Source organism: Xenorhabdus sp. KJ12.1, assembly GCF_963876495.1.
GTDB lineage: Bacteria > Pseudomonadota > Gammaproteobacteria > Enterobacterales > Enterobacteriaceae > Xenorhabdus > Xenorhabdus stockiae.
Genome location: NZ_CAWNQH010000002.1, coordinates 1 through 26,305 on the forward strand (window position 1 = coordinate 1; position 26,305 = coordinate 26,305).

Annotated in this window: 19 protein-coding genes and 1 rRNA gene; 11 read left to right on the forward strand and 9 right to left on the reverse strand. The window is 42.9% G+C overall.

Annotated features, from left to right (window positions below):
* Positions 1-111, forward strand: a 5S ribosomal RNA gene (gene rrf / locus AACS92_RS01275); the annotation flags it as partial.
* Positions 112-170: 59 nt separating this feature from the next.
* On the opposite strand, the gene AACS92_RS01280 is transcribed toward rrf, so the two are convergent.
* Complete coding sequence (locus AACS92_RS01280; protein WP_099109580.1) at positions 171-833, reverse strand: GntR family transcriptional regulator; 663 nt, start codon at positions 831-833, stop codon at positions 171-173.
* A gap of 278 nt (positions 834-1,111) precedes the next feature.
* On the opposite strand from AACS92_RS01280, the gene AACS92_RS01285 reads away from it, so the two are divergent.
* The 4 genes from AACS92_RS01285 to AACS92_RS01300 all read left to right on the forward strand — a co-directional run bounded on the left by AACS92_RS01285 (position 1,112) and on the right by AACS92_RS01300 (position 7,565).
* Positions 1,112-1,879, forward strand: a complete 768-nt coding sequence (locus AACS92_RS01285) for a LamB/YcsF family protein (RefSeq protein WP_099109581.1) — start codon at positions 1,112-1,114, stop codon at positions 1,877-1,879.
* A gap of 31 nt (positions 1,880-1,910) precedes the next feature.
* Positions 1,911-3,509 (forward strand): 5-oxoprolinase subunit B/C family protein, encoded by a 1,599-nt coding sequence (locus AACS92_RS01290; protein ID WP_099109582.1) that lies wholly within the window; start codon positions 1,911-1,913, stop codon positions 3,507-3,509.
* A complete protein-coding gene (locus AACS92_RS01295; protein WP_193756909.1) occupies positions 3,506-5,278 on the forward strand; it encodes an ATP-binding protein in 1,773 nt (590 codons plus the stop codon). Before AACS92_RS01290 ends, AACS92_RS01295 begins: the two co-directional genes overlap by 4 nt.
* Before the next feature lie 226 nt (positions 5,279-5,504).
* Positions 5,505-7,565 (forward strand): TonB-dependent receptor domain-containing protein, encoded by a 2,061-nt coding sequence (locus tag AACS92_RS01300; protein ID WP_099109583.1) that lies wholly within the window; start codon positions 5,505-5,507, stop codon positions 7,563-7,565.
* A 73-nt stretch (positions 7,566-7,638) separates the two neighbouring features.
* On the opposite strand, the gene frdD is transcribed toward AACS92_RS01300, so the two are convergent.
* Genes frdD through frdA form a run of 4 tightly spaced genes read right to left on the reverse strand, consistent with a single transcriptional unit; the run spans position 7,639 to position 10,939 of the window.
* Positions 7,639-7,995, reverse strand: a complete 357-nt coding sequence (gene frdD / locus AACS92_RS01305; protein WP_193756910.1) for a fumarate reductase subunit FrdD — start codon at positions 7,993-7,995, stop codon at positions 7,639-7,641.
* Between the two features lie 13 nt (positions 7,996-8,008).
* The gene (frdC, locus tag AACS92_RS01310; RefSeq protein ID WP_099109585.1) at positions 8,009-8,401 is read right to left on the reverse strand and encodes a fumarate reductase subunit FrdC; all 393 of its coding nucleotides are present in this window, start codon (positions 8,399-8,401) and stop codon (positions 8,009-8,011) included.
* Positions 8,402-8,415: 14 nt separating this feature from the next.
* The gene (locus AACS92_RS01315; RefSeq protein ID WP_099109586.1) at positions 8,416-9,150 is read right to left on the reverse strand and encodes a succinate dehydrogenase/fumarate reductase iron-sulfur subunit; all 735 of its coding nucleotides are present in this window, start codon (positions 9,148-9,150) and stop codon (positions 8,416-8,418) included.
* Positions 9,143-10,939 (reverse strand): fumarate reductase (quinol) flavoprotein subunit, encoded by a 1,797-nt coding sequence (gene frdA / locus AACS92_RS01320; protein ID WP_099109712.1) that lies wholly within the window; start codon positions 10,937-10,939, stop codon positions 9,143-9,145. Before frdA ends, AACS92_RS01315 begins: the two co-directional genes overlap by 8 nt.
* 694 nt (positions 10,940-11,633) lie before the next feature.
* Between frdA and AACS92_RS01325 the strand changes: the two genes are divergently transcribed.
* A complete protein-coding gene (locus tag AACS92_RS01325; protein ID WP_099109587.1) occupies positions 11,634-12,056 on the forward strand; it encodes a fascin domain-containing protein in 423 nt (140 codons plus the stop codon).
* A 302-nt stretch (positions 12,057-12,358) separates the two neighbouring features.
* A complete protein-coding gene (epmA, locus tag AACS92_RS01330; RefSeq protein WP_099109588.1) occupies positions 12,359-13,336 on the forward strand; it encodes an elongation factor P--(R)-beta-lysine ligase in 978 nt (325 codons plus the stop codon).
* A gap of 49 nt (positions 13,337-13,385) precedes the next feature.
* Here epmA and glpQ read toward each other — a convergent pair whose 3' ends face one another.
* Together glpQ and glpT are read right to left on the reverse strand one after the other, a co-directional pair.
* Positions 13,386-14,462 carry a glycerophosphodiester phosphodiesterase gene (glpQ, locus tag AACS92_RS01335; RefSeq protein ID WP_099109589.1) on the reverse strand — a complete coding sequence of 359 codons (1,077 nt, stop codon included), beginning with the start codon at positions 14,460-14,462 and terminating at the stop codon, positions 13,386-13,388.
* Positions 14,463-14,638: 176 nt separating this feature from the next.
* Entirely contained in the window at positions 14,639-15,994 is a 1,356-nt protein-coding gene (gene glpT / locus AACS92_RS01340; RefSeq protein ID WP_099109590.1) for a glycerol-3-phosphate transporter, read from the reverse strand.
* 933 nt (positions 15,995-16,927) lie between these two features.
* Between glpT and AACS92_RS01345 the strand changes: the two genes are divergently transcribed.
* Entirely contained in the window at positions 16,928-20,089 is a 3,162-nt protein-coding gene (locus tag AACS92_RS01345) for an amino acid adenylation domain-containing protein (RefSeq protein WP_099109591.1), read from the forward strand.
* A complete protein-coding gene (locus AACS92_RS01350; protein WP_099109592.1) occupies positions 20,077-20,277 on the forward strand; it encodes an MbtH family NRPS accessory protein in 201 nt (66 codons plus the stop codon). The genes AACS92_RS01345 and AACS92_RS01350 overlap by 13 nt, the downstream gene beginning before the upstream one ends.
* A gap of 122 nt (positions 20,278-20,399) precedes the next feature.
* Here AACS92_RS01350 and AACS92_RS01355 read toward each other — a convergent pair whose 3' ends face one another.
* Both AACS92_RS01355 and AACS92_RS01360 read right to left on the reverse strand, forming a co-directional pair.
* The gene (locus AACS92_RS01355; RefSeq protein ID WP_099109593.1) at positions 20,400-23,480 is read right to left on the reverse strand and encodes a MexW/MexI family multidrug efflux RND transporter permease subunit; all 3,081 of its coding nucleotides are present in this window, start codon (positions 23,478-23,480) and stop codon (positions 20,400-20,402) included.
* 12 nt (positions 23,481-23,492) lie between these two features.
* Entirely contained in the window at positions 23,493-24,605 is a 1,113-nt protein-coding gene (locus AACS92_RS01360; protein ID WP_099109594.1) for an efflux RND transporter periplasmic adaptor subunit, read from the reverse strand.
* Between the two features lie 684 nt (positions 24,606-25,289).
* Here AACS92_RS01360 and bhsA point away from each other — a divergent pair.
* Complete coding sequence (bhsA, locus tag AACS92_RS01365) at positions 25,290-25,541, forward strand: multiple stress resistance protein BhsA (protein WP_099109595.1); 252 nt, start codon at positions 25,290-25,292, stop codon at positions 25,539-25,541.
* Positions 25,542-25,821: 280 nt separating this feature from the next.
* Positions 25,822-26,193 carry a helix-turn-helix domain-containing protein gene (locus tag AACS92_RS01370; RefSeq protein WP_099109596.1) on the forward strand — a complete coding sequence of 124 codons (372 nt, stop codon included), beginning with the start codon at positions 25,822-25,824 and terminating at the stop codon, positions 26,191-26,193.
* Positions 26,194-26,305 lie beyond the last annotated feature (112 nt).

Sequence of the window (26,305 nt, forward strand, 5' to 3'; positions counted from 1 at the left end):
CGGCAATAGCGCGGTGGTCCCACCTGACCCCATGCCGAACTCAGCAGTGAAACGCCGTAGCGCCGATGGTAGTGTGGGGTCTCCCCATGTGAGAGTAGGGAACTGCCAGACATCACTTTGACAGAGAAGCCATCCTTCACCGGATGGCTTTTTTGCGTTTGTGTTTTTATTTATTGCTCATTATTTATACGAGAGTAAGCGGCCAATACAGTTCGTTCTGATAGATTCAAATAATCTTCCATTTTTTGTGCTGCCAATTCTGTTTGGCCTGAATTTAATAGCTCCAGAATATGTTTATTTTTATCGACATAGGGCGCATACAACAGTTCCGGGTCATTTAAAAGCCCAAACGCTAAACGGAGTTCTGCTGAAATATTCCGGTAGAAGGTCATTAATCTTTCACTGTCGGCCAATTCTACAATCGCGGCGTGAAAACACATATTGGCCGTGCCTACACCAACCCACTCCTGCTTATTTCTGTATTGACTGGCACTGATGACTGCTTCTTGCATTTTATTTACACTAGGATGCATGGGATATGCTTGTGCAAGAGCCTGACATTCAATCAGCCTGCGAACCCGATAAATATCAATAATGGATGCGATATCAGGTATTGCTACAAACACACCTCGATTAGGCTGGTGTTTTAGTAAACCTTCTTGCGTAAGAGTACGGAACACTTCTCGTAAGGTGTTGCGGGAAATTTGGAGTTGTTCACTGAGAGCTGCTTCGGATAAGCGTTGTCCGGGTAATAATTCTCCGATCACCAGCTTATTTCTTATTACTTCTGCAATTTTTTTACTCAAAATTTGGGGAGAGCTCTCTATTTTCATAGTCATCCGTTGGGCTATAGCTGAGAAAAGTGTCTTCTGTGTTCAAAACTTAATCTTCACATATTCCCGGATAACCAGCAAGCTGCGGCTATTTTCCTGCTTATCTTCTGCAATTTTGAGATAAAAATCAGCTCTATTTTGAACTGATAATTTTCCCGTTAATTTGAATAGAGTGATCGCTGTTGTATTTTTGCACAATAATAAGCGAATTTAGTTGATTATTAACTCATCAGAAATTATCTATTGTTCAACAATTTTATAATTATGGTTTAACAACTATGATGAAAACAATCGATTTAAATAGCGATCTTGGTGAGAGCTTTGGTCAGTGGAAGATGGGTAACGATGAAACCATATTGAGCATTGTCAGTAGTGCCAATGTTGCCTGTGGCTTTCACGCCGGAGATCCGGCTGGGATCCTGAAAACTTTGAAATTAGCTAAGGAAAATCAGGTTGTTATTGGTGCTCATGTCTCTTATCCAGATTTGGTTGGTTTTGGCCGACGTAATATGGATCTCGCCAGTCACGAACTCACCGCGGATGTCATTTATCAGATCGGTGCTCTGCAAGGGCTTGCTGCCTCTATAGGAACGGCGGTTAATTATGTAAAGCCACATGGCGCACTCTATAACACGATAGCTAATGATGAACGTCAGGCACTTGCAGTCATTGACGGTATTTTGGCCGTAGATTCCAGCCTTGCCTTAGTGGGGTTGGCTGGTTCAAATATTCTGAGACTAGCGCAGGAAAAAGGTCTGAGAACCATTGCGGAAGCCTTTGCTGATCGTGCTTATACAGCAAAAGGAGAATTGGTTTCACGCCGTGAAACCGGCGCTGTATTACATGATGCCACTCTTGTTGCACAGCGTATGTTGCAGCTAGTGACAGAAGGTGGAGTAGAATCCATTGATGGCAAATTTACCCCCATTCAGGCGGATTCTATTTGTGTGCATGGAGATAGTTTCGGTGCGCTGGAAATGGCTAAACAAGTAAAAGCCATTTTGCAGCAGGCAGGAATTACTGTCCGCTCATTTATTCATTCTTAATCAGAATGGTCGATATTGTCAGGAGATAACTGTGCGTTTTTTACCTGTTAATTTTCATACCATCATGGTTGAGCTTAGTGACTTGCCTGAAACTCTGGCGTTATTTGATTCTCTAAATGCTGAACCAATCTCAGGAATTGAAGAGATAATCCCAGCAGCGAGAACGGTGATGATCTGCTTTCACCCTCTGACGATTTCAGCCGAGCAATTGGTGGCAGAAATTCAACGGCGGGATCTGCAAAAATCCTCACATATACAAGGAAAACAGATTGAAATTCCGGTGCGCTACAATGGAGAAGATTTAGAGGAAGTTGCGGAAATACTCGGAATCTCGGTACGGGATGTTATCCAACAACATACGGATAATGAATATATCGTTGCATTTACCGGGTTTGCGCCCGGATTTGCCTACATGATATCTGAAGCCATCTCCTGGAATATTCCCCGTCGTAAAATGCCCAGAACCCGTATTCCGGCAGGTTCAGTTGCTCTGGCGGGAGAATTTAGTGGCATTTACCCGCAGGCAAGTCCCGGAGGATGGCAACTTATTGGTACGACATCCGAACGAATATGGGATTTATCCCGGATTGAGCCTGCGTTATTGCAGCCCGGTTATCGTATCCGATTCCGTAACGTAGAACACTCCACAGTGACAGTCAGTTTACCTGCAACTCCCGTTCTTGATTCGTTTGTTCCGGTTGATAACGCCAGTATTTTAGAAATTAAGTCCGCAGGATTACAGACACTATTTCAGGATTTAGGGCGTCTGGGTAAATCAGGGCTGGGAATATCTGCATCAGGTGCGATGGATAAAAGTGCTTTACGCAGTGCAAATCGCATAGTTGGTAACCCTTCTGATCAAGCCTGTCTGGAGATTACGCAGGGAGGATTTCAAGCCATTGCCCGTGGGCAAATGGTCATTTCAGTAACAGGCGCTTTATGTCCGATTAAAATCAAAACCCCACAAGGAAAGCGGCTTCACATCAGCACTTATCAACCCATTGATTTAAATGATGGTGATGAAATTATATTGGGTATCCCACATGAAGGAATGCGCTCTTACTTGGCAGCCAGAGGTGGTTTTATTGTTTCGGAGGTGCTATCGAGCTGTTCATTTGACACTTTGTCTAATATTGGCCCTGCTCCGTTAAAGGCGGGTGATAATTTAGCGATAGGTGGGACTTCGCATTGCTCAGCGGTGTCTGTTTTAGAAACCCTAGAATTCGTGATGCCCAATAAAGATGAGATTGTTGTACTGGATATATTTTTCGGACCCAGAACTGACTGGTTCACTCAGGAATCCGTCGAGTTATTACGAAATCAAATCTGGCAGGTTACGCCACAATCGAACCGGATTGGTTTGAGATTAAAGGGCGATTGCCCGTTGTCTCGAATTAAGAATGAAGAGCTGCCAAGCGAAGGAACCAGTTTTGGTGCGATACAAATTCCCGCCAGCGGGCAACCCGTTCTCTTTCTGGCGGATCATCCCGTGACAGGTGGATACCCCGTTATTGCTTCGGTGGCTGATTATCATCTTGATCTTGCTGGTCAGATTCCGATCAATGCCAAAATTAGATTTAATCCCATTAATCAGTTTCATGACATTCAGGGGAGTGAAGAGCTGCAATGAATACCACCGTGCACAGTATTAATAAAAACCCAAAAAAAGTCTTAATCGCCAATCGTGGGGAAATTGCCGTTCGTATTATCCGTGCCTGTCGTGATTATGGCATACGGACTATTGCTGTTTATGCTGATACAGATGTCAACGCATTGCATGTGCAACTGGCGGATGAAGCCTATTCACTGGCAGGGAATAGCCCGGCAGAAACCTATCTCAATATTCCTCGTTTGTTGGATATTGCAAAGCAAGCGCAGGCTACGATGGTACATCCCGGCTATGGTTTTTTATCTGAACGGGCTGAATTTGCCCGCGCTGTTATTGAAGCCGGTTTAATTTGGATTGGCCCGGAACCCGATACGATTGATGAGTTGGGGAATAAAGTTAAAGCCCGCCAAATTGCTCAGAAAGTTGGAGCACCGTTAGTCATGGGAACGACAGAGCCGGTTAAAAATGCGCAGGAAGTTATCACTTTTGCTGAAAAGCATGGTTTACCGATAGCGATTAAAGCTGCATTTGGCGGCGGGGGCCGTGGGTTAAAAGTAGCATGGCGTCATGATGAAGTTGAGGAGTTGTATCACTCTGCGGTACGTGAGGCGACAGCTGCATTTGGCCGTGGCGAATGTTTTATTGAACAGTTTCTGGATAAGCCCCGCCATATCGAGGCACAAATAATCGCAGATAAACACGGAAATGTGGTTGTGTTGGGAACCCGTGACTGCTCCTTGCAGCGTCGGAATCAGAAACTGATAGAAGAAGCCCCGGCACCTTTTTTGAGTCAGCAACACCGGGAGCGCATTCATCAGTCGGCAAAAGCGATTTGTGCAGAAGCTAATTATGTCGGAGCAGGAACTGTTGAATTTTTGCTGAGTGTTGATGGAACACTCTCCTTTCTGGAAGTGAATACCCGTTTACAGGTTGAACATCCTGTGACGGAAGAAACAACCGGGATTGATTTAGTTATTGAGCAGTTGAGGATCGCAGAAGGCTACCCATTAAGCATTCAGGAAATCCCTATTGCTCGTGGGCATTCGTTTGAGTTTCGTATCAATGCGGAAGATGCCGGAAAAGGCTTTTTGCCTGCATCTGGCGCTCTTACCGAATTTACCCCACCTTCTGGCCCCGGTATTCGTTTAGATTCAGGCGTAAACAATGGCTCTGTCATTCCGACAACCTTTGATTCGTTGATGGCAAAACTGATTGTCACAGGAGCAACGCGTGCACAGGCTCTTGCCCGTGCGCGTCGGGCCTTACGAGAATTTAAAATAAGTGGCGTAGCATCAGTTTTGCCTTTTCATCAGGCGGTGATTGAACACCCTGATTTTGTATCAGAGAATACTTTCAACGTCCATACCCGTTGGATTGAGACAGAATTTGCCAATCAACTGGCCGCTTTACCCCGTCAGGATCTGGCTGAAAGCAAATGCATTATCCGTACATTTATTGAGATTGATGGTCGTCGGCATGAAATGGGATTGCCAGCGGATTTATTGGCAGGATTAACACCTTTAGTGCCTGTTGGTGAGCCACAACCTTCTTCGCCAGTAGTCCAACAAATACCGGAAGACCCTCATCAGGTAAAAGCCCCCATATCCGGTATCCTGCATTCGTGGCTAGTACAGGAGGGAGAGCAAGTCAGTGAAGGTGATGTGATTGCCATCATGGAAGCCATGAAAATGGAAGTACAGATCAATGCACATCGCTCAGGGATAATCACCTTCCGTGCTCAGGAAGGTGATTATCAGGATGCAGAAAGCATTCTGGCGAACATTGAATAGCCTGATTATTTGAAAAATCAAAGGGGTATAAATTGATTCTAAATTTATACCCCTCTAGTAAATCTGCTTTTGTGAAATCAGCCTCTTCTTAGTATCGCTATGTTGGATGGCACCTTCCCACCTAACCCAAATAGTAAAATATGACGATAATCACTTAATGTTATTTACATTTCTTTTATGAATGTAAATAATAATGCTTCTCAATAATATTTTAACTAAAAAATAAATGTCTAAAACTACCAAAATTTACGCAAGCATGGCTAAAAGTGGTTTGTGTGTTCCTTTGATGTCAGCATCTATGTTGACCATCGCTATTTCTACTAACGCAGTGGCACATACCGAAGAATCAACCAGAAAATCAGCCTCAACAGGCGATACACTTGTTGTTATTGCGGGTAACAGTTCAGAACAGGACAGTGGAAAAGTCAGTCGCAACGAAATTAAAGTTAGACAAGCGCAAAGTGTCGGTGAAGTATTAAAAAATGTGCCGGGCGTACAAGCCGGGCACCCTAGCGCTTTAGGGCAGCGCTTTAAAATCCGTGGTATGGATGACCAATTTATCAATGTGACGATTGATGGCGCAAGACAGGAAGGCTATCACTTTCACCATGCAGGAAGCTACGGTATTGATCCTGAAATGCTGAAGCAAATTGATATCAATGTGGGTACGAACAGTATTACCTATGATACCGGAGCATTAGTTGGTTCATTAAAATTTGAAACTGTTGATGCTGGTGATTTATTAGCACCGGGGCGCTTATTTGGCGCAAAAGGAAAATTAAGCTATGTCAGTAATGGCTCTGAATTTCAGAAGTCTTTGGCCGCTTATGGAAGAATTGGTGCTGTAGATTTATTGGGCTATTTTAACCATCGCAATATGAGTGATGCTAAAACGGGCAGAGATAAAGCCGGGCAAGAATCCATTCCTACTGATGGGAAGCTGATCAACTATTTATTAAAAGCTAAATTCAATCTGACTGATGAGCAGTATATCAATGTCTCAAAAGAACATTATCAGAATGATGCAGACACTAATTTCAGATTGAACTTTGGTCCTGATGTGAATAAAGGGAGAAAAGGGAAATACGCTTCAGAGCGTGAGGCTTATAATATTGCTTACCGATATGTACCGGTTGGTAATGACCTCATTGATCTGAAAATCTCTGCTTATCACACAGAACAAAATTTCAATCATATGAAGGAAGTCGGTGGTCCGGGCAAAGGCTTTGACACGATTACCGAAACTCAGGGTATTAGAGCGCGTAACGTTTCTAGTTTTGATACTTATCAGCTGGCCCATGCTTTCACTTATGGCTATGAGTATTTCGATACCAGAATGGCGTATACAGAGGCAGCAAGAAATACATATAACAAAGTGGTAGAAACAGGAAAATCGTCTTCTGTTTATTTAGAGGATGATATTCAGTTTGCTGATTTCCATTTCATTCCTGGCGTAAGATGGGATCATTATAAATACAATACTATTAATAAAAAGAGTGAGCCTTTTGAAAGAACCTATGCTCATTTCTCAAAAGCGTTGGGTCTGAAATACGAACTGGGCGCATCAACGACATTGTTTGCTAATTATACTGAACTCTTCAGAGGTCCGTTGGGTAAAGAGATCGGCATGGGCCCGAGTAACCACAATGCTAACTTAAAAGCAACAACGGGTTACAATCTGGAAACGGGTATTGGTGGTACTTATCCGTCTGTTTTTGCTGAAAATGACTCATTTACTGTGACTGGTAAAGTATTCCAGACCAATTTCAAAAATCTGGCTACCACGTTAGCAAAAAGTTCGCTTAATAATATCCCTAAATCCAGACTGGAAGGGTTTGAACTAGCGACTAAATATAAACTGGATAACTGGTCTTTGAGAGCGACTTACGCCAAAGCAAATAACAAAATTGTTCAGGGTAGCGCGTTGTTTGACTCAAGATTAGAGTTTACCCCGTCCATTGGTGATTCTTTCACTGTTGGTGGAAGCTATCTATTTGATAAAACTGATATTGAACTTGGCTGGAATTCCCGATTTGTCCGCTCAACAAATGCGAATGGGACAGATGATGGCAAGGTTGTAAATATTCATAAAGCGGGCTTTGGCGTTAGTGATATGCATATTTCCTGGGCACCGACCTCAGGCGTATTTCAAAACGCAGAACTCCAGTTTGGTATCGATAATATCTTCGACAAGCGTTACAACGAACAGTCTTACTATTTGAATACCTATAAAGGCCAAGAAGAGAAAGGCCGAGCTTATAAAGCGACGGTTTCTTATAAGTTCTAAGAAACGAGATATAACGCTTAGTAAAAAGCCTGCGGTTTAGTCGCAGGCTCATCTTTTAGCGATATATGTTTAACTACAGCGTAAAAACACCAATCAGAGCCACAACAGTCAGAATTGCGGCTGAGCCATAAAACACCCATTTACCGGCAGGAACATGAATTTTCAGATCATGCATAGCATGATGTATGCGGTGTAATCCGCACCAGAGTGGCAGACTTACCATCAGCAATAAAAAAACACGCCCAATAAAGCTCTGGCAGAAAGTCAGAATACGTTCGTAAGAGAGCGCCTCCGGTGCCAATCCTAATGGCAGTAAAATGCCTAATAGCAGGACAATGACTGGCCCGACAATAGCACTCCACATACCGCCAGCGCCAAACAATCCCCAGAAAATAGGTTCATCGGAACGTTTTGGTACTTGATTCATCAGATCCTCCTTGGGGTCAGATTAGCGCTATGCCAAGGATCACGGCAGTCGCAATAATAGTGAAAGTCCACAATAATTTGATAATGGGCCCCGGTGCCATTTTTTCATTTTTGACAATGATATTGAGTGCCTTGGGCGCCAGTTCAAACCAGGTTTTGGTATGTAATAATGCTGCCAGCAAGGTGATGATATTGATCAGCAATACCAGTGGGTTTTGTAGAAAAGAGACAAAACCACCCCAGCTTTCAGGGCCGGCTTTCAGGGCAAACAGCCCATAAAGCACCAAAATACTGAACCAGACAGTAGGAACAGAAGTGCCTTCACGCAGCATATAGAAACGATAAAAACCTAATTTTTGCCACCAAGTAGGCTCCATGCCACGGGTATAAGGCTTACGTTTTGTTGTCATGACTTTCACCTCCCTTATTGTGGTTTCAGCATGGAGATAATGAAATCTTTTGCACTTTCTGCCTTGCTTTGCTGAATTGCTCCTGCCGGATCGACATGTTTCGGGCAAACTTCAGAACAATAACCGACAAAAGTACAGGACCAGACACCATTATCGCTGTTGATTTGTGACATACGCTCTTTCTTACCATGATCACGGTTATCAAGGTTATAGCGGTGTGCCAGCGTGACGGCAGCAGGGCCGATAAACTCAGGATTCAGGCCGAACTGAGGGCAGGCTGCGTAGCATAGGCCACAGTTGATACAACCGGAGAACTGATGATACTTCGCCATCTGTGCCGGAGTTTGCACATTCGGGCCATCAGAAGGTTTACGGTCATTACCGATAATGTAGGGCTTGATGGCTTCCAGACTTTCGATAAAGTGAGTCATATCCACCACCAAATCCCGCTCTATGGGGAAATTCCCTAAGGCTTCCACTTTCAGCCCGTGCTGGTAGTCGCGCAGAAAAGTCTTACAGGCCAACTTTGGTACGCGGTTGACCATCATGCCGCAGGAGCCGCAGATTGCCATCCGGCAGGACCAGCGATAAGACAGGTCAGGAGCCAGATTATCCTTAATATAGCCTAATGCATCCAACAGCGAAGTCTGGTCATCATAAGGGACATCGTATGTTGTGAAATAAGGCGCATCATCGGTTTCCGGGTTATAGCGCATGACTTCCATTTTCAGGTTTTTCATCTCAGTCATTCGCCTGCTCCTTCTGTTTTTTCTCTTGTGCCGCGGCTTCCCCACCATAAACCCGTTTTGCGGGCTGGGATTTAGTGATCTTCACATCACTGTATTCCAGACGTGGCGCGCCTTCAGGGTTGTAGAAAGCCAGTGTATGTTTCAGGAAGTTCTCATCATCACGTTCGGTACAGCCTTCATCAAGGCGCTGGTGGGCACCGCGGGATTCTTTGCGATTCATCGCGGAGTGAGCCATACATTCCGCCACATCCAGCCCAAATCCCAGTTCTATGGTATAGAGAAGGTCAGTATTGAATACACTGGAGCGGTCACTGATTTGGATATGCTTGAAGCGCTCTTTCAGCTCTGCGATCTTATCAATCGTCTTTTGCATCAATTCAGGGGTGCGATAAATACCACAACCTTCTTCCATTGCCGTTCCAAGCTCATCACGAATTTTTGCCCAGCTTTCTTCGCCTCGTTGATTCAGCAATTTATTGAGTTTAGCCTCAATATCGTGAACCTGTGCAGCCAGTGCATTTTCATTGGCGGGAGGAGCTTCCTGAGCACATTTGGCAGCTTCTTCACCCGCCAGACGACCAAAGACGACAAGTTCTGCCAGTGAGTTAGAGCCAAGACGGTTTGCGCCATGCAGGCCGACAGAAGAACATTCACCAATAGCAAACAGCCCTTTGATACGGGTCTCACATTGTTGATTGGTTTCGATTCCGCCCATAGTGTAATGCGCTGTCGGACGAACAGGGATAGGCTCCTTGACCGGATCAACACCAACGTAGGCTTTCGCCAGTTCACAGATGAACGGTAGACGTTCCAGTAATTTCTTCTCACCCAAATGACGCAGATCCAGATGTACAACGTCACCGCGCGGCGTTGTAATAGTTCGTCCTGCCCGCCATTCATGCCAGAATGCCTGCGAAACTTTATCGCGTGGTCCCAGTTCCATATATTTATTTTCAGGGTGACCGAGTGGCGTTTCGGGCCCTAAACCATAATCCTGTAGATAGCGATAGCCATCTTTATTCACCAGAATCCCGCCTTCACCCCGACAGCCTTCAGTCATCAGAATGCCGGAACCCGGCAGGCCGGTTGGGTGATATTGCACAAACTCCATATCGCGTAGTGGAACACCATGCCGGAAAGCCATACCCATGCCATCACCGGTGACGATGCCGCCGTTCGTATTGTAACGATAAACACGGCCTGCACCACCGGTAGCCATAATGACTGCATTTGCGCGAATCTGAACTTTACTGCCTTCCATCATATTCAGGGCAACCAGGCCACGGGCACGGCCTTCATCAACCAGAATATTGAGGACAAAATGTTCATCGAAACGCTGAATTTGTGGATATTTGAGTGAGGTTTGAAACAGTGTATGCAGCATATGGAAGCCGGTCTTATCCGCGGCAAACCATGTGCGCTCAATTTTCATGCCACCGAAACGACGCACATTCACGGAGCCATCTTCTTTGCGGCTCCACGGGCAACCCCATTGCTCCAGCTGGGTCATCTCAGTCGGACAGTGTTTGACAAAATACTCAACCACATCCTGCTCACACAGCCAGTCTCCGCCGGATACTGTGTCATTGAAATGAAAGTCATAGGAATCATGAGACTGAGTGACTGCGGCTGACCCACCCTCTGCGGCGACGGTGTGGCTGCGCATAGGGTACACTTTCGAAATCAGGGCAATCTTGAGTTGGGGATTGGCTTCAGCCGCAGCAATGGCGGCCCGTAGACCTGCACCACCGGCTCCGATAATTGCTAGATCAGCATTGAAGGTTTGCACTGTGCTTCTCCATTGTTTCAAGTGAAATGAATAAACTTCAGCCAGAAAGCCTAATGCGTTATCACTCGTCATTTGTGACCTTGCTACTTTGCAGAGGTATTTTTTCTTGTCCGACTGAGTGTTGTAAGTAAATTTCTTGTACCTTAACGAGTTAGGAGCACTGTCTGTTATTTTTTATCTGATATGATTATAACGGATGACGGAGGAAGTAAACTTGATATGAACGCTGATTTGGCAGAATTAGTATCAATAAAAATTGATCTAAAACAAGTTTTCCATTCATCCGGGCATTTTTTATTAATGTGTTGTTAAGTTCATCGATATTATTTGTCTTATCTTGAGGCTTAAATTCATTAAATTAACGCGATATCGGGGTCTCTTATCAATAAATAAGGAAGTTTGAATTTTTATTTAATGTAATTTCTTTGTTTTTTTAATGTTTACTTGAAGGTTATTTATATTCTTTTGGTAATTTATACACTCTGTTTATTTATAATGGAGATATGGGATTGCAAAAAATTCATAATTAATTCTTTATGTTATTAATTGATGGTTTATATATTTTGTTATTTTATGTTTTAGTTAAATGATGTATGTTGTCTTGTGGATGTATTGTATTTCGTTCCTGATTTTAAGTTGTAATATATAGCGATATATTTTTGTGATAAATAAATTTTATAATTAGGAGCCTATCATGGCACTTAGAAAAATAACTATCGCATTACAAGCGGATAACAATCTTTATTTAAGTAGAGTTGATAGAAATGGAATTCAATATATTGAAGCTGTAAAATCATCTATAGATGAATATTGTCGGTTTACCATTGTTTATCTTGATCCAAATAACCTTAATAAAATTGCTCTTATCGGAGATAATAAACTTTATCTCAGTAGAGTAACCCGTTCAAGTAGTGATTTTATTGAATCTATTAAACCAACGGTAGACATTTATTCAACTTTTATGATTGAAGATGTTGGTTGTAATATGATTGCACTGAAAGCTGATACAGGTAAATATCTTAGCCGAGTAACAGTTGGCGGTATTGATTATATTAAGCCTGACAAAGTTAATTTAGATGTATATTGTAAATTTCGCGTTGTGACATTAATTGAATAATTTGCATTACGGACTGAAAATAATAAGCGTGTAAATATAGTGGCCGAAAAAGCAGGCCACTTTTTTATAACATTAATATTTTTTAAAGTTATCTTTAGGTTTAAGGTTTATTTATAACAATGTTTATGAAAAGAGTTAATCTATCTTCGGTGAAATTTTATCTAGATGGGTTATTTTTATAACTCGTTCAGAAATAAATGATAAATAGCAGACCATCGACAAAGGATCCAATGTAATAATTTGTCTGGCGAGCGTGATGCGGGTAAACTGCGCGTTTTGTTTTCTTTTGGAGCCACAGGAATATGAACGAAATCGCGGATTGGCAGCCAACAGCCCCTATCGCTAATTTATTGAAAAGGGCAGAAATTCTGGCAGAAATACGGCGCTTTTTCGCAGATCGTGGGGTATTGGAGGTTGAGACACCCGCCATGAGTCAGGCGACTGTCACAGACGTCCATTTGGTTCCCTTTCAGACGAGGTTTGTCGGCCCTGGTGCAGCGGATGGTCTTCCCCTGTATCTGATGACCAGCCCCGAATACCACATGAAACGTCTACTTGCTGCGGGCAGTGGCTCCATTTATCAGATGGGAAAAAGTTTCCGCAATGAAGAAGCAGGACGCCACCATAATCCTGAGTTCACCATGTTGGAATGGTATCGTCCACACTATGATATGTACCGCTTGATGAATGAAGTGGATGATCTGTTACAGCAAATTCTGGATTGCGAAAGTGCCGAATCCCTTTCTTATCAGCAGGCTTTTATTCGTTATCTGGATATTGACCCCCTGACGGCGAGCAAAGAAAAACTGCGTGAAGTAGCGGCAAAACTCGATCTCAGCAATATTGCTGATCGTGAAGAAGACCGGGATACCTTACTGCAACTGCTTTTTACCATGGGGGTTGAAACACATATTGGTATTGAAAAGCCGACATTTATTTATCATTTCCCTGCCTCTCAGGCCGCACTGGCAGAGATCAGTAAAGAAGATCATCGTGTTGCTCAGCGCTTTGAAGTGTATTTCAAGGGCATGGAACTGGCGAATGGTTTCCGTGAACTGACAGACAGCAAAGAGCAGCGCCTGCGTTTCGAACAGGATAATCGTAAACGTGAATCAATGGGGCTACCTGTACAGCCGATAGATGAGTATCTGCTTGAAGCTCTGGCTTATGGTATGCCGGAATGTGCTGGTGTGGCATTGGGGGTTGATCGCCTGATTATGCTGGCTCTGGGCGCGGAGCGAATCAGTGAGGTTATAGCCTTTCCGGTAGGTATTTCCTGATTTAATACCCCGCCACTTGCGGCGGGGTATTAAATGAATAAAGAGTCAATTACTTATGTTCGTGATGTTCTTCGAGGAATTTCACCGCTAAATCAGGGAAATCGGTGAATGCACCATCGACATTGGCTTTATCGAAGACAATATCAAACAATTGATTTCCGCTGGTGGCATACTTGGGCAACTGGTCAATACGGATAGTATACGGATGTACCACCATATGGCTGGCGTGAGCTTCTTTTACCATACCAGTTAATTTAATGTTATTTGGGGTAGAGTCATTGGCGACCAGCATGTGGTAATCCGGGCCAATGCCATCAGCATATTTTGCCACTTCTTTCATGGCACCCGGTTTAAACATCCAGACATAACTATAGTTATGCCATGTTCCATCGGTTTTCTGTTCGTAGGTTTCATTCCAGTCGGTGTAAGCAATCAGTTGCACCAGTTTCAGATCCATCCCCAATTTTGGTTCCAGATCATTTTTAATACGTTTCAACTCATTGGCATCAAAACATTGCAGATAAACTTTATCGCTCTTTTTGGTGTAACCGTACTGTTTCAGTACTTCCAACACTTTTGCTGTGATGTCTTTGCCTTCCTGACGATGGAACCACGGTGCTTTAATCTCAGGATAGATACCAACATTCTTTCCGGTGGATTTGTTCATACCCTGAATAAATTCCAGCTCTTCCTGAAAAGTGTGGATGCGAAAATCTGATTTTCCCATTGGAAAGCGACCGGGATAGCTTTGTACTTTTTTGCCATCCTTGATATCAAACCCCTCAGTAAATTTCAGTGACTTAATTTCTGGCAGGGTAAAGTCAATGGCATAGTAACGACCATCGGCACGGGCGCGGTTTGGAAAACGCTCAGCGACATCAGTGACGCGATCAAGATAATGGTCATGCAGAACGACCAGTTCATTATCCTTAGTCATCACCAGATCTTGTTCAAGATAATCCGCGCCCTGAGCAAAAGCCATCGCTTTGGCAGGAAGGGTATGTTCAGGCAGGTAGCCGCTTGCTCCTCGATGCGCGATAACAATTTTATCCGCTGCATGTGCAATACCTGACATTGATGAAGCTAACAGAAGACCGGCCATAATTGTTTTAACGGGGGTGTGCATTGGGGTTCTCCACTTGTGGTAATGAAGGTGTATTTGGGTAATTAAATGGTGTTTTATATGAACTTAGAATACTGAATATAAGAGGGAACGCAGTGTTACTGTATTATTGTCGCCACTGTTTCATTTCGTTCAACAGTGGCGACACGGGAATGGCTCTATTAAAAACAGCCTATTGATTAGCTGCTATGTGCTTGTGCCATTTCCTGCTTATGTTTGTTTTCATGCAGCATAACAAACAACAGTAGAATAACAGACAGAATGCTGCCGCCAACCATGACCATAAAGCCGCCATCCCAACCGGTGAAATCAACGGTATAGCCAACAATCGCACTGGCAGCTACCGAGCCACCGAGGTAGCCAAACAGACCAGTAAAGCCAGCCGCAGTACCTGCTGCTTTCTTCGGTGCCAGCTCAAGAGCATGCAGGCCGATCAACATAACAGGGCCATAAATCAGGAAGCCGATCACCAACATACAGATCATATCAACATTCGGATTACCGGCCGGGTTCATCCAGAAGACTATCGTAGCGATAGTGACGAGCGTCATAAAGAACACACCGGTAGCACCACGGTTGCCTTTAAATACTTTGTCCGACATCCAGCCACACAGCAGCGTACCAGGGATACCCGCATATTCATACAGGAAGTAGGCCCAGGAAGATTTATCCAGTGCGAAGTGTTTAACTTCTCTCAGATAAGTTGGTGACCAGTCAAGGATACCGTAGCGGAGTAAGTAAACGAATACGTTAGCAATGGCGATCATCCACAGCAGTTTGTTAGGTAGAACGTACTGCATGAAAATCTCTTTTGCAGTCAGTTCTTTTTCATCGTTTTCCGTGTAGTCAGGTGGATAGTCGTTTTTATATTCTTCGATTGGTGGTAAGCCACAGGATTGTGGGGTGTCACGCATCAGAGCGAAGATGATCAGGGCAACCAGAATGGCAGCGAATGCTGGCATATAAAGCGCGGCTTTCCAGTCATTGAACCATGCCATACCGAGGAGGAACAGTAATGGAGGCAATCCACCGCCAACGTTATGTGCGCAGTTCCAGATAGAAACGATCCCGCCACGCTCTTTTTGTGACCACCAGTGAACCATGGTACGGCCGCAAGGAGGCCATCCCATACCCTGGAACCAGCCACACAGGAACAGTAGGACAAACATGACCGCAATGCTTGACGTTGCCCACGGTACAAAGCCCATGAACAGCATTACGGCTGCCGCAAGTATCAGGCCGGCTGGCAAGAAAACCCGGGGATTAGAACGGTCGGAAACGGAACCCATAATGAATTTTGAGAAGCCGTATGCGATTGAGATCCCTGACAGAGCAAAACCCAGATCTCCTCTGGAAAAGCCTTGTTCCACCAGATATGGCATTGCCAACGCAAAGTTTTTCCTTACCAGATAATAAGCAGCATAGCCAAAGAAAATCCCCATAAAAATTTGCCAGCGCAAGCGACGATAGAGTGGATCTACTTCTTGCGCAGGCAGCCGGGCTTTGTGAGGCGCCGGTCTGAATATACTTAACATGTTTGTCTCCACATGACTTTTAGTATGAGCGAATCACCACTGTTTAGTAGTGACCAGCAGTAAACGAAAGTTTCAATTTATTTTTTTCTATATCGAAAGAAAGAATAGCTAAAACAGACTTATATATCTGTGAAGTATCGCTAACATATGGATATAATTTCGTAAAGACCACAATTTTGAGCGATTTATGGCTCTTTTGAAATAAGTTTTATTTTAATTATCGTGATTTCTGTCACAATTAAGAATGTTTGGCGGTTATTTTTGAGCGTATTCCATTCGTTTATTTTCTTTTTGTCATAAAGGACTATGATTATTGTGGGAATATATTCGCCGTTTTAATTATACGAATCTTATTTAAACAAATATAAGATTATCTAAACAGATAGTGATGAATGAAAATGTGATATTTCTTGTCTGTTTTCTTAACTGATATTTACTATTTTTTGCTGTTATTTTTTATTTAATAATTTTGATTATATTTATTTACATATTTTGCGTTTTTTATAACACAGTTATAAATAAAATGATTGAGTTTTGATTCAGAAATAATAGATATTACTACAAATGGTTATTCATGCTCACGAAGCAGGGTTTTATGAGTAGTGGATAGCTGTTTTATAAAATAAAAACAAGTTATATCAAGGTGATGAAGTGGTGTATAAGGCGTAATACACTCTATTCACTAGTAAAAAAATATAATTATGGGTTGATTGTGTAATTAATTAAAAGTTACAAATAAATATTAAATAATAATTCTTTAATTTTAAATAATTTTCTTGAAGTTTACTTTTTTTATTCAGTGAAGGTCAACATAAGGTCATTGTAGGAGCCAAATGTGGACAATAGCTGATATTTATTGACTAACAGCATAAATATCTCCATTCATCATAAAAAATGATGGAACAAAGTGGAGATCAGAATGAGAACATCATTATGAATACTTACACACACAAGGCAATATTACACACAGCATTTATTGGGCAACAATCCTCATTCTCTAACCCTTCTGATATTAATGGCATTAATATCAGCTATATGGAAAAAACACTTCAGCCATGGTTTGATAATGTACCATCCCGTTTAGCAAAACTGGCAAAAATAGCACCGCATGATATTGCTGTTTCAGATCCGCATGGAATTCTGGAATTTGGTGAGTTACAGCAACGGGTTATCAGCGCAGCGCATGTTTTGCGTTGTTATGGTGTAACAATGGGGAGTTATGTCGCTATTGCAGCCGAGAGGGGTATTCCATGGTTTATCACGATGCTGGCGACCTGGCAGATCGGTGCAGTATATATTCCCCTTAATACCATGATGCCGGAAAAACGTTTGAATGATATTCTCGCCAGCTTACCTGACAGTATTCTGGTCTCTGATGAAACGGTATCAGCGGGATTGAAAGCATCAACACATATTCCGATGGAGCGCCTTGCCTATACAGTTGAGAAAATAACGGAGGATGTTGTTATTCCTGAATTAGGCGATCATCCGGCCTATATCATGTTTACCTCTGGTTCTACCGGACTACCGAAAGCTGTGCAGGTGCAGCATGACAATCTGGCGGCCTTCCTGTGCGCACTGGGCAAGTTATTATCAGTTAACCAGAATGATCGTATGCTTGCGCTGACTACTTTCTCTTTTGATATTTCAGTCCTTGAGCTACTGCTGACGGTTGTTCATGGAGGCAGTATCTACATCGCACCCACTGAGACCCAGCGTGATGCGATGGCGCTATCCCGTGTGTTCTCTGATCCTCAATTTACTCTGGCGCAGGCAACTCCAGTAACCTGGTCAATGGCACTGAATGCAGGCTGGACGCCGCGTTCTGATATCAGCATGCTTTGCGGCGGTGAGGCGCTGTCACAAGATTTGGCCGATCAATTAACGGAATCTGGTGGCACTTTATGGAACCTTTATGGCCCGACAGAAACGACAATCTGGTCAACGGCATTTCGCATGAAAAAAGGAGATAAGGTACAGTTGGGCGGGCCGATTCCCGGCACCAGCATCAGTATTGTGGATAAGAATCTGCGTCCTGTCGCTAAAGGAACGGTAGGTGAAATCCTGATCGGTGGGTTAGGTGTGACAGCTGGATATCGCAATAATCCGGTTGAAACAGCTAAACGGTACGTCCCTGATGTCAACGGAAAGGGGAAAAGAGCCTATCTGACAGGCGATATGGCCCGTATGACTGAAGATGGCTCTCTCATTTATATGGGAAGGCAGGATGATCAAGTCAAAGTACGTGGCTATCGAATTGAACTGGGTGAAATAGAAATCGCGTTGAGAAAACAACACGGGGTTCAGGATGCCATTATCCGTGTCGCGGGAAGCGGTGATTTTGCCAAGATACAGGCGTTCGTATTGTTTGATCCTAATATGGTTATATCGGAGGAGTGGGTACGTGAAACTCAGGTCGCGTTGCGAGAATGCCTGCACGAAGCCTGGATCCCCTCTGAATATTACCGCATTCCTTATATTCCGCTGACAAGTAGTGGCAAGCGGGACAGGAAACGTCTGGAAGAAGTGGCAGAACGTCTGAATACCAGTCATGATGCGGTGCAGCCGGAAACAGAAACAGAAAAACGGGTTTATGCTATCTGGGGCGATTTGTTGGCTGCGGAAACTTTTGGCATTACTGATGATTTTTTCCAGATTGGCGGTAACTCTATTCTGGTCGCCCGTATGGTGGAACGGATTGAAAAAGTATTTTCACTCAGGGTCCCTATTTCCGGCATCTATGTTGAACCCACAATTGCCCGAATTGCGGCTATTCTGGATGAGATGAGTGAAGTCCACAAAAATAATCTGATTCCTTTCAACAGTGTTTACCGTAGTGAAGCGCTTATTCAGCAACATGCAGAAACGCTGAGAAAAGATGTTTACCTGAAAGAAAGTATACGTCCTGATGGTTTACCACATGCGAACTGGTATGAGCCTGATACTGTTCTGCTGACAGGAGCGACCGGGTATCTTGGCCTGCATTTGCTGGAACAACTGTTGAAACAGACTTCAGCTCAGGTTATCTGTCTGTGCCGTGCTGACGACAAAGCACATGCCCTTGAGAGGATCCTGGATGGTTTTGCTCATTATCAGATTGATGTAGGTAATAGCCTTGACCGCGTGGATTTTGTGATAGGGGATCTGGGGCAACCCCGTTTTGGTTTGTTGCCTGAAATCTGGGATAAACTCGCGCAGGATGTGGATGTGATTTATCACAACGGTGCGCTGGTTAACTTTATCTATCCTTATAGTTCACTAAAAAGCATTAATGTTGATGGCACAAGAACCGCACTGGAATTTGCCTCTACTTCACGCCTGAAACATTTCCATTATGTTTCTTCTGTGAATGCTTTGTTTGCTACTGAATCTCCACGGCCATTTATGGAAGATGATCGCGCTATGAGCGAAACAATACGTGATCCTTCCGGTTATTCGGGCAGCAAGTGGGTATCAGAAGGGATTATCAACATTGCCCGTAAACGGGGGATGCCAGTGAGTATTTACCGTCCCGGCCTGATCCTCGGACATACCCGTACCGGAGCTGCGCAGGGGAATGATTATCTTGTGGCTTCCCTGAAAGGTTATCTGGAAATGGGCTCCTATCCTGCTCATGGATTATTGCTGGATATCGTACCGGTTGATTACGTAGCGGCTTCACTGGTGCATATTTCTAAGCAGCGTGAATCTGACGGGAAATTCTTTAACCTGTTTAATCCGGTGCAAGTTTCTATCCGTCAGTTTTTCGATTGGGTTCAGGAGTTTGGCTATATCCTTAATCCAGTTCCTTTCAATGAAGGGAAAGAGAGAATTCTTGCTCTGGATGACTCTCATTCTCTGTACCCATTGATTCCGCTGATTCGGGATATGACAGAGAAACCTTACCGCGCGTTGGATCCTGATTATCTCCATGAAATCCAGCCAGAACTGGAGCTGAAACAGACGTTGGCAGCATTGGAAGGATCAGATATTCAGTGTCCGGTTATTACATCTGAATATGTCTGCCAAGTACTGAATTATCTGATCAGTACCGGGTTCCTGCCTCAGGTATTGCCGGAAAGTTACAGACAGGGGGTATTTTCATGGAACAATTAACCGGAAATGAAGCCGCGCTGTGGATAGTTGTCATTAACAGTAAAAAGCAGTATTCAATCTGGCCTGACGAATATCGGATCCCGATTGGCTGGATGGCGACAGGAAAGGAAGGCCCCAAAGCCGAGTGTCTTGAGTATATTGCGGGTATATGGCCGGAGCCCACTAAAAAGCAGACTGATATGCACTAAATAGGTGTATGAGTAGACCAGATTATTGATGATGGGTATCGCTTCAAAGGCGATACCCATTTTTTCTTAACTGAAAACCACGCTAATCAGATTGCATGGTTTTTTCCCTTTTAAACAGTTTGCTACACCATTTTATCAGCTTCTATAACCTGCTGTTTTCTTGGTGTTACCGCAAAGGCAGAGTGATTTCTTGCCAGTAGGGTATATATAGTTGGTAATACAAATAAGGTGAAAAATGTGCCTACCAGCATACCCGATACGATCACCAATCCGAGACCAAAGCGGCTATTAGCCCCCGCACCACTGGCCAGCAAGAGTGGGATCAGGCCAATAACCATTGCAGCTGTCGTCATCAATACCGGCCGAAGACGAATTTTTGCGGCCTGCAAGATAGCTAAACGATTATCCAGCCCTTCGCGCTCCTGTAATTTATTGGCAAATTCTACCATTAAAATACCGTGCTTACTGATAAGCCCTATCAAGGTTACCAAGCCAATTTGAGTGTAAATGTTCAGTGTAATATATCCCATGGCTAACGGGATCAGAGCACCACAAATCGAAAGGGGAACGGTGATCAGTATTATCAAAGGATCAATGAGGCTTTCGTACTGAGCAGCCAGTACCAGATAAATGATGATTAATGCGGCTAAGAATGCGAAAAGCAAAGCATGCCCTTCCTGCTTATATTGACGGGAGTCAGATTGCCAGTCGTAGCTGAATCCTACAGGTAAATTATCCAGCACACTCTCAAGGAAAGCCACTGCTTGTCCCATCGTTACCCCTGGGGCAGGAATAGCCTGAAAAATGGCTGCATTTTGCTGATTGAACTGGGTTAGTTTATTGGGTTCAACTTTTGTCGAAACAGAGACAATCGTAGAAAGTGGGATCATATTTTGATTTTCAGTCCTGACAAAATGGCGGGATAAGGCTTCCGGTGTTAATCGTTGGTCACGTATACTTTGTGGAATTACATCATATGAACGGCCTTGCATCCCGAATCTGTTGATGTAGTCCTCTCCTACCAGCAATGCTAATGACTCCCCAATGTCCTGCATTTTAATTCCCAGACTATTGGCTTTGGCCCGGTCAATCTGAACCTGTACTACCGGATTGTTATAGTCCAGATCACTATCTACGACAACAAATAACCCGCTTAAACGTGCTTGTTGCTTAATTTCCTCCATCGTTTGGTACAGGACAGGATAGGGCTGTAAGCTACGCAGTACCATCTGAATGGGTAACCCTCCGGTTGAACCGGGTAATGGCGGAAGCTGGAATATAAAAATATTGCTGCCTTCCACTTCACCTACGGCAACCTGTAACTGTGCCTGAATCTCTGAAGCGGAACGCTGACGTTCACTCCATTTTGATAATTCCACGCCACCAAAACTCGAAGAAACCCCGTCAACGCCATTAATAATCCATGTCCCTGACATCTCGGGAATTTCGCGAAATACATGCTCCAGTTTATGGGAAAATTTTTCCACATAATCGAGGTTAGCATGTTGGGGGGACTTAACCGCAGCTAACAACCCAGCCTGATCTTCAACCGGGGCTAATTCTTGATGGGCTTGCTGATAAAGTAAGGGGAGGCTGATGACAACCAGCACAGCAAATCCGCCCATTATCCACCGATAACGCAAAGAGACACTCAGCAGGAGAGAATAATGATGGGATAATTTCTCAAAAATGATCTCAGCCCAGCGGGCCATTCTTCCTTCTTGCTGCTTAGGTTGTAATAAAAAAGAACTCATTACCGGAGATAACGTAAGCGCAACAATACCGGATACGATAACTGCGCCCGCCAACGTCAGAGCAAACTCCTTAAATAGTGTGCCAGTCAGACCAGACATCAACCCAATTGGGGCATAAACTGCGGCAAGTGTAATTGTCATAGCAATCACAGGGCCTGCCACTTCTCTTGCACCAATAAAGGCTGCCATGATTGGCGATTTCCCTTCTTCAATATGGCGATGTACGTTTTCAACCACTACAATCGCATCATCGACGACTAAACCGATTGACAACACCATTGCTAACAATGTCAATAAATTGATACTGAAACCAAAGAGCAGCATCAGCCCTGCCGCACCTAACATTGATAGTGGAATAGCAACTATCGGGATCAATACACTACGCAATGAACCCAAACAGAGATAAATCACTATCATCACGATAACCAAAGCTTCTAACAAGGTTTTGGTCACTTCATCAATAGAAGCCTTAATAAAGCGGGAGGTTTCGAACGCCAGTTCAACCTTAACACCCGGTGGAAGTGTCTTTTCAATGTCCGGTAACAATTTTTTGATACCTTCGACAATAATAAGCGGGTTCCCCGTTGGAGTAGAAAATAACCCCAGATGCACCGCTGCTTTACCATTTAACATTGCATTGGTTTCTGTGGAGGCGGAACCCAGTTCTACCGTGCCGACATCTTTCAGACGAATTAATCCATTACCATCATTACGAATGACCAAATCACGGAACTCATCAACACTAGTGAGATCTGTGTTGACGTGGACATTTGAAACGACATATTCGCCTTTCACTTTTCCGGGTGTCGCCTGATAGTTATTTTGCCTGACTGCCGCTGCTACATCTGCAGCAGTTAATCCACGTCCCGCTAGACGATCCGCATCCAGCCATAAACGTATAGAGAGTTGTTGTCCTCCAAAAACCTGAACCGTAGAAACACCTTCAATGGATGAATACATGGGTTCAACGACTCTTGAAAGGTAATCTGTTACCGCCGATACCGGCAACGAATCACTGGAAAATGCAACATAAGCAACTGCCGTTGATTCTCCTGAAGACAGCTCAATAACGGGATCATAAGCTTGTTTTGGTAGCTTATATCTGACCTGATTTATCTTTGCCATCACTTGCGCCAGAGCCTGCGTTGAATTTTGGTTAAGCTCCATACGAATCGTAATGGTACTTCTGCCCTGTACTGAGGAAGATGATAGATAATCGATACCTTCAATAGAAGAAATAGCCTGTGAGATGGGTTGGGTGACAAATCCCTGTATCAAATCAGATGAAGCCCCCGGATATTTTGTCACCACAGTTATTGTGGAACTTTCTAATTGTGGATATTGCCGGATAGGAAGTTTATTGAGGGAAAATAGCCCCAATAAGAAGATCAATGTACTGACTACCAAAGCAAGTACCGGACGGCGAACAAAAATATCAGTAAATATCATTTTCCTTCTCCATCAAGCACCTGTGATAGATAATTTTGCTATATTCAAGGTATCTTCATCGACCGTGACCACAGGGATGTCATCATGTAATTTCAGTTGGCCAGATGTCACAACCCGATCGCCCTTAACTAAGCCTTTTTTGATTTCCACTAAACCATTCCAACGCTGTCCCACATCAATAGAAATGCGTTTTACAGTCATAGGTTGGCTGGGGTCTTGCGCTGCGCCTTGTGCTATAAATACAGTATCTCCGTAAGCGGTATAAGTCACAGCCGTTTCAGGTATCACCAAAGCGAGGGTATTTTCCTGACGCATGACCTGAATACTGGCATACATGCCTGCTTTTAATTTTCCTTCGGGATTATCCAGAGTTGCCTGTAGCTGCACAGTGCGTGATCTTCCTATCAGAGGATCAATCGCCTTTATTTGGGCGGTAAAATTCTGATTCGGATAGGCATCAACCACGATATTGACTGACTGTCCAACCCTCAGGTCAGGAACCGTCTGTTCATCCAGAGAAAAATTCAATTTGAGTTTTTTGGCATCCACTAGGTTGGCAATCACATCTCCTGCATGAAGGTATTGCCCTAATTGGACTTGTCGTATCCCGAGGACGCCTGAAAAAGATGCCCGGAGAGTTTTCTGAGCTATCTGCGCTTCTATTTGTTTAATGGCCGCTGATGCCATATCCCGCTCCGCTAATGCCTTATCCAATTCGGATGTGGCAACCGCCTTGCTGGTAAATAATTTATTGGTGCGCTGATAGAGGTTGTCAGCATTTTTCCATTGTGCTTGTAAACGGGTCAGTTCAGCTCGCTCAACGCTATCGTTAATTTTCACCAACAATTGGCCTTGTTCGACATATTGACCAGACTCAAATGTAATATCAGTGACTTTTCCACTGGTTTCCACCGCCAAATAAACTTGCTTGTCAGCTTCAAGTTCTCCGACACCGTGTAATGTTCTCGGAAGATGAATCTCTTTTACTTCTGCCAATGCCACTTTTATAGCTGGATAAGCCGTATTTGATGATTCATTCGTAGAAGAAGTATTTAGGGGATAAACCACAAGACTGGTTACCAGCAAGAAAGTAACACCCAGACAAACAGATATTTTCTTTTTCATGATTTATATAAATCTCTTAAGGAATTTAATTTTTAATTTGGTTTTTCGAATGGTTATTCATTTTTTCAATGGAGTTTATTAATTGAATGATCTCCAGTGAAATAAATATGACTAGATGGTTTGGAAAGGAATAGTGGTAGTTTAGAATTCTCTGTTTGACCAACCATAGAAACTCCTATACGTGACCTAGTAGTTTATTCGTTAAATATTTACTCTAGAACCTCAAGTTAACATGAAGTCAATAGATATAATGAAGATAAATAAAATAGCTTTACTTTTACTGGTCGTTATTTGAATCTGACATTAGATATCAAAAAGTTGGAATTATTAATTTTTATATGGTTATCTAAGCTTGGATACAAAATCCGAAGTAACTTTCATGTAGTAATTGACAATACTGCCAGCACCTTTGATTGATGTAATGTACCTATTTTTTTCTGAGCTCAGCTTTATCACATCAATATATTGCTTATTTTTTCTTCCTGTTTTTTTAGTTAACTAATTGAATTATAATATATAAAATGTTCTGATTTGTTAGGCTCTTATAAAAAATATATTTATTTTTACTATACCTATTGACCTCATGTTAACTTGAGGTTCTAAAGTAATAATCCAATGCTGCTACCAATTGATAAAATATTTCACAGAACTTTCGTAAATTGAAAAATAAAATAGGATCACACGATGAAAACCTCAAAGTATATTATCGCGTTATTGGCACTAAGCACGATTTCATTTGGTTCAATGGCCGCAGTTGAGGTCAAATCCGCAACAGGAGAGAAGATAGGCATTGTTTCAGTAACAGGGGCAGAAACGTTAGAAGCACTCACTGAGCAATTATCCAAAAAGGCTGACGAAGCGGGAGCAAAATATTTCCGTATTATCTCTGCATCTGGCCAGAATCAGTTAAGTGGAACTGCTGAGATATATAGATAGCTAATAGTTATGCATCATATATTGATGATAACCTATAGATATTACAATCTACATATAGGTCAATATTATAATGTTGAATTATGAGCTTTCATTTTGTTTAAAAATAGCTGCTTTCAGTACTACGTAAATTCAAGTCCGGTTACTTAAATTTTAATGTGTTGGTTGTAGTGAGTAACCGGTTTTTTCAGGCTTGAATAATAAACTGTTAACTGGGTAATTCAGATTTTCTGAATAATAATATGTTTTAAAATAAACAACTTATTGATGATGGGTTGAGAACATGAAAAATATTATTAATGAGAAGGTTATTGAAGATCTTATTCATTGGATTGAAAAAAACATTGAGAATGAGTTAAACATTGAAATCGTCGCTAAAAAGTCTGGTTATAGTAAATGGCATTTGCAACGGATTTTTAAAAATATAACAGGAACTACTCTAGGTAGCTATATAATCGAACGACGTTTGTCTAACGCTGCTATTTCTATCTGTTCATCGAAAAATACACTTTACAATGTGGCGTTACAGTATCAGTTTGATTCTCAACAATCTTTTTCCCGATCATTTAAAAAACATTTTGGTATAACGCCAAGTGAATGGAGAAAAAATTTGAACTCTAATAATGTTTTTTCCTTGGTTTATAAGGCGGAATAGTGACATCAATAAGAAAGAAGAGTTGATGTGCTTAATTAAGTTTCTGCCGTTTGGTCATTATCAGATTATGGCCTTGACCGATGACTAGAGACACGATGAATAAATTGGAATT

What these genes read in the sequence shown, in the direction of transcription:
- AACS92_RS01280 (WP_099109580.1), bottom strand. Translation starts at nt 833, where the DNA reads ATGAAAATAGAGAGCTCTCCCCAAATTTTGAGTAAAAAAATTGCAGAA.
- AACS92_RS01285 (WP_099109581.1), top strand. Translation starts at nt 1,112, where the DNA reads ATGATGAAAACAATCGATTTAAATAGCGATCTTGGTGAGAGCTTTGGT.
- AACS92_RS01295 (WP_193756909.1), top strand. Translation starts at nt 3,506, where the DNA reads ATGAATACCACCGTGCACAGTATTAATAAAAACCCAAAAAAAGTCTTA.
- AACS92_RS01300 (WP_099109583.1), top strand. Translation starts at nt 5,505, where the DNA reads ATGTCTAAAACTACCAAAATTTACGCAAGCATGGCTAAAAGTGGTTTG.
- frdC (WP_099109585.1), bottom strand. Translation starts at nt 8,401, where the DNA reads ATGACAACAAAACGTAAGCCTTATACCCGTGGCATGGAGCCTACTTGG.
- AACS92_RS01315 (WP_099109586.1), bottom strand. Translation starts at nt 9,150, where the DNA reads ATGACTGAGATGAAAAACCTGAAAATGGAAGTCATGCGCTATAACCCG.
- AACS92_RS01325 (WP_099109587.1), top strand. Translation starts at nt 11,634, where the DNA reads ATGGCACTTAGAAAAATAACTATCGCATTACAAGCGGATAACAATCTT.
- epmA (WP_099109588.1), top strand. Translation starts at nt 12,359, where the DNA reads ATGAACGAAATCGCGGATTGGCAGCCAACAGCCCCTATCGCTAATTTA.
- glpQ (WP_099109589.1), bottom strand. Translation starts at nt 14,462, where the DNA reads ATGCACACCCCCGTTAAAACAATTATGGCCGGTCTTCTGTTAGCTTCA.
- glpT (WP_099109590.1), bottom strand. Translation starts at nt 15,994, where the DNA reads ATGTTAAGTATATTCAGACCGGCGCCTCACAAAGCCCGGCTGCCTGCG.
- AACS92_RS01345 (WP_099109591.1), top strand. Translation starts at nt 16,928, where the DNA reads ATGAATACTTACACACACAAGGCAATATTACACACAGCATTTATTGGG.
- AACS92_RS01350 (WP_099109592.1), top strand. Translation starts at nt 20,077, where the DNA reads ATGGAACAATTAACCGGAAATGAAGCCGCGCTGTGGATAGTTGTCATT.
- AACS92_RS01355 (WP_099109593.1), bottom strand. Translation starts at nt 23,480, where the DNA reads ATGATATTTACTGATATTTTTGTTCGCCGTCCGGTACTTGCTTTGGTA.
- AACS92_RS01360 (WP_099109594.1), bottom strand. Translation starts at nt 24,605, where the DNA reads ATGAAAAAGAAAATATCTGTTTGTCTGGGTGTTACTTTCTTGCTGGTA.
- bhsA (WP_099109595.1), top strand. Translation starts at nt 25,290, where the DNA reads ATGAAAACCTCAAAGTATATTATCGCGTTATTGGCACTAAGCACGATT.
- AACS92_RS01370 (WP_099109596.1), top strand. Translation starts at nt 25,822, where the DNA reads ATGAAAAATATTATTAATGAGAAGGTTATTGAAGATCTTATTCATTGG.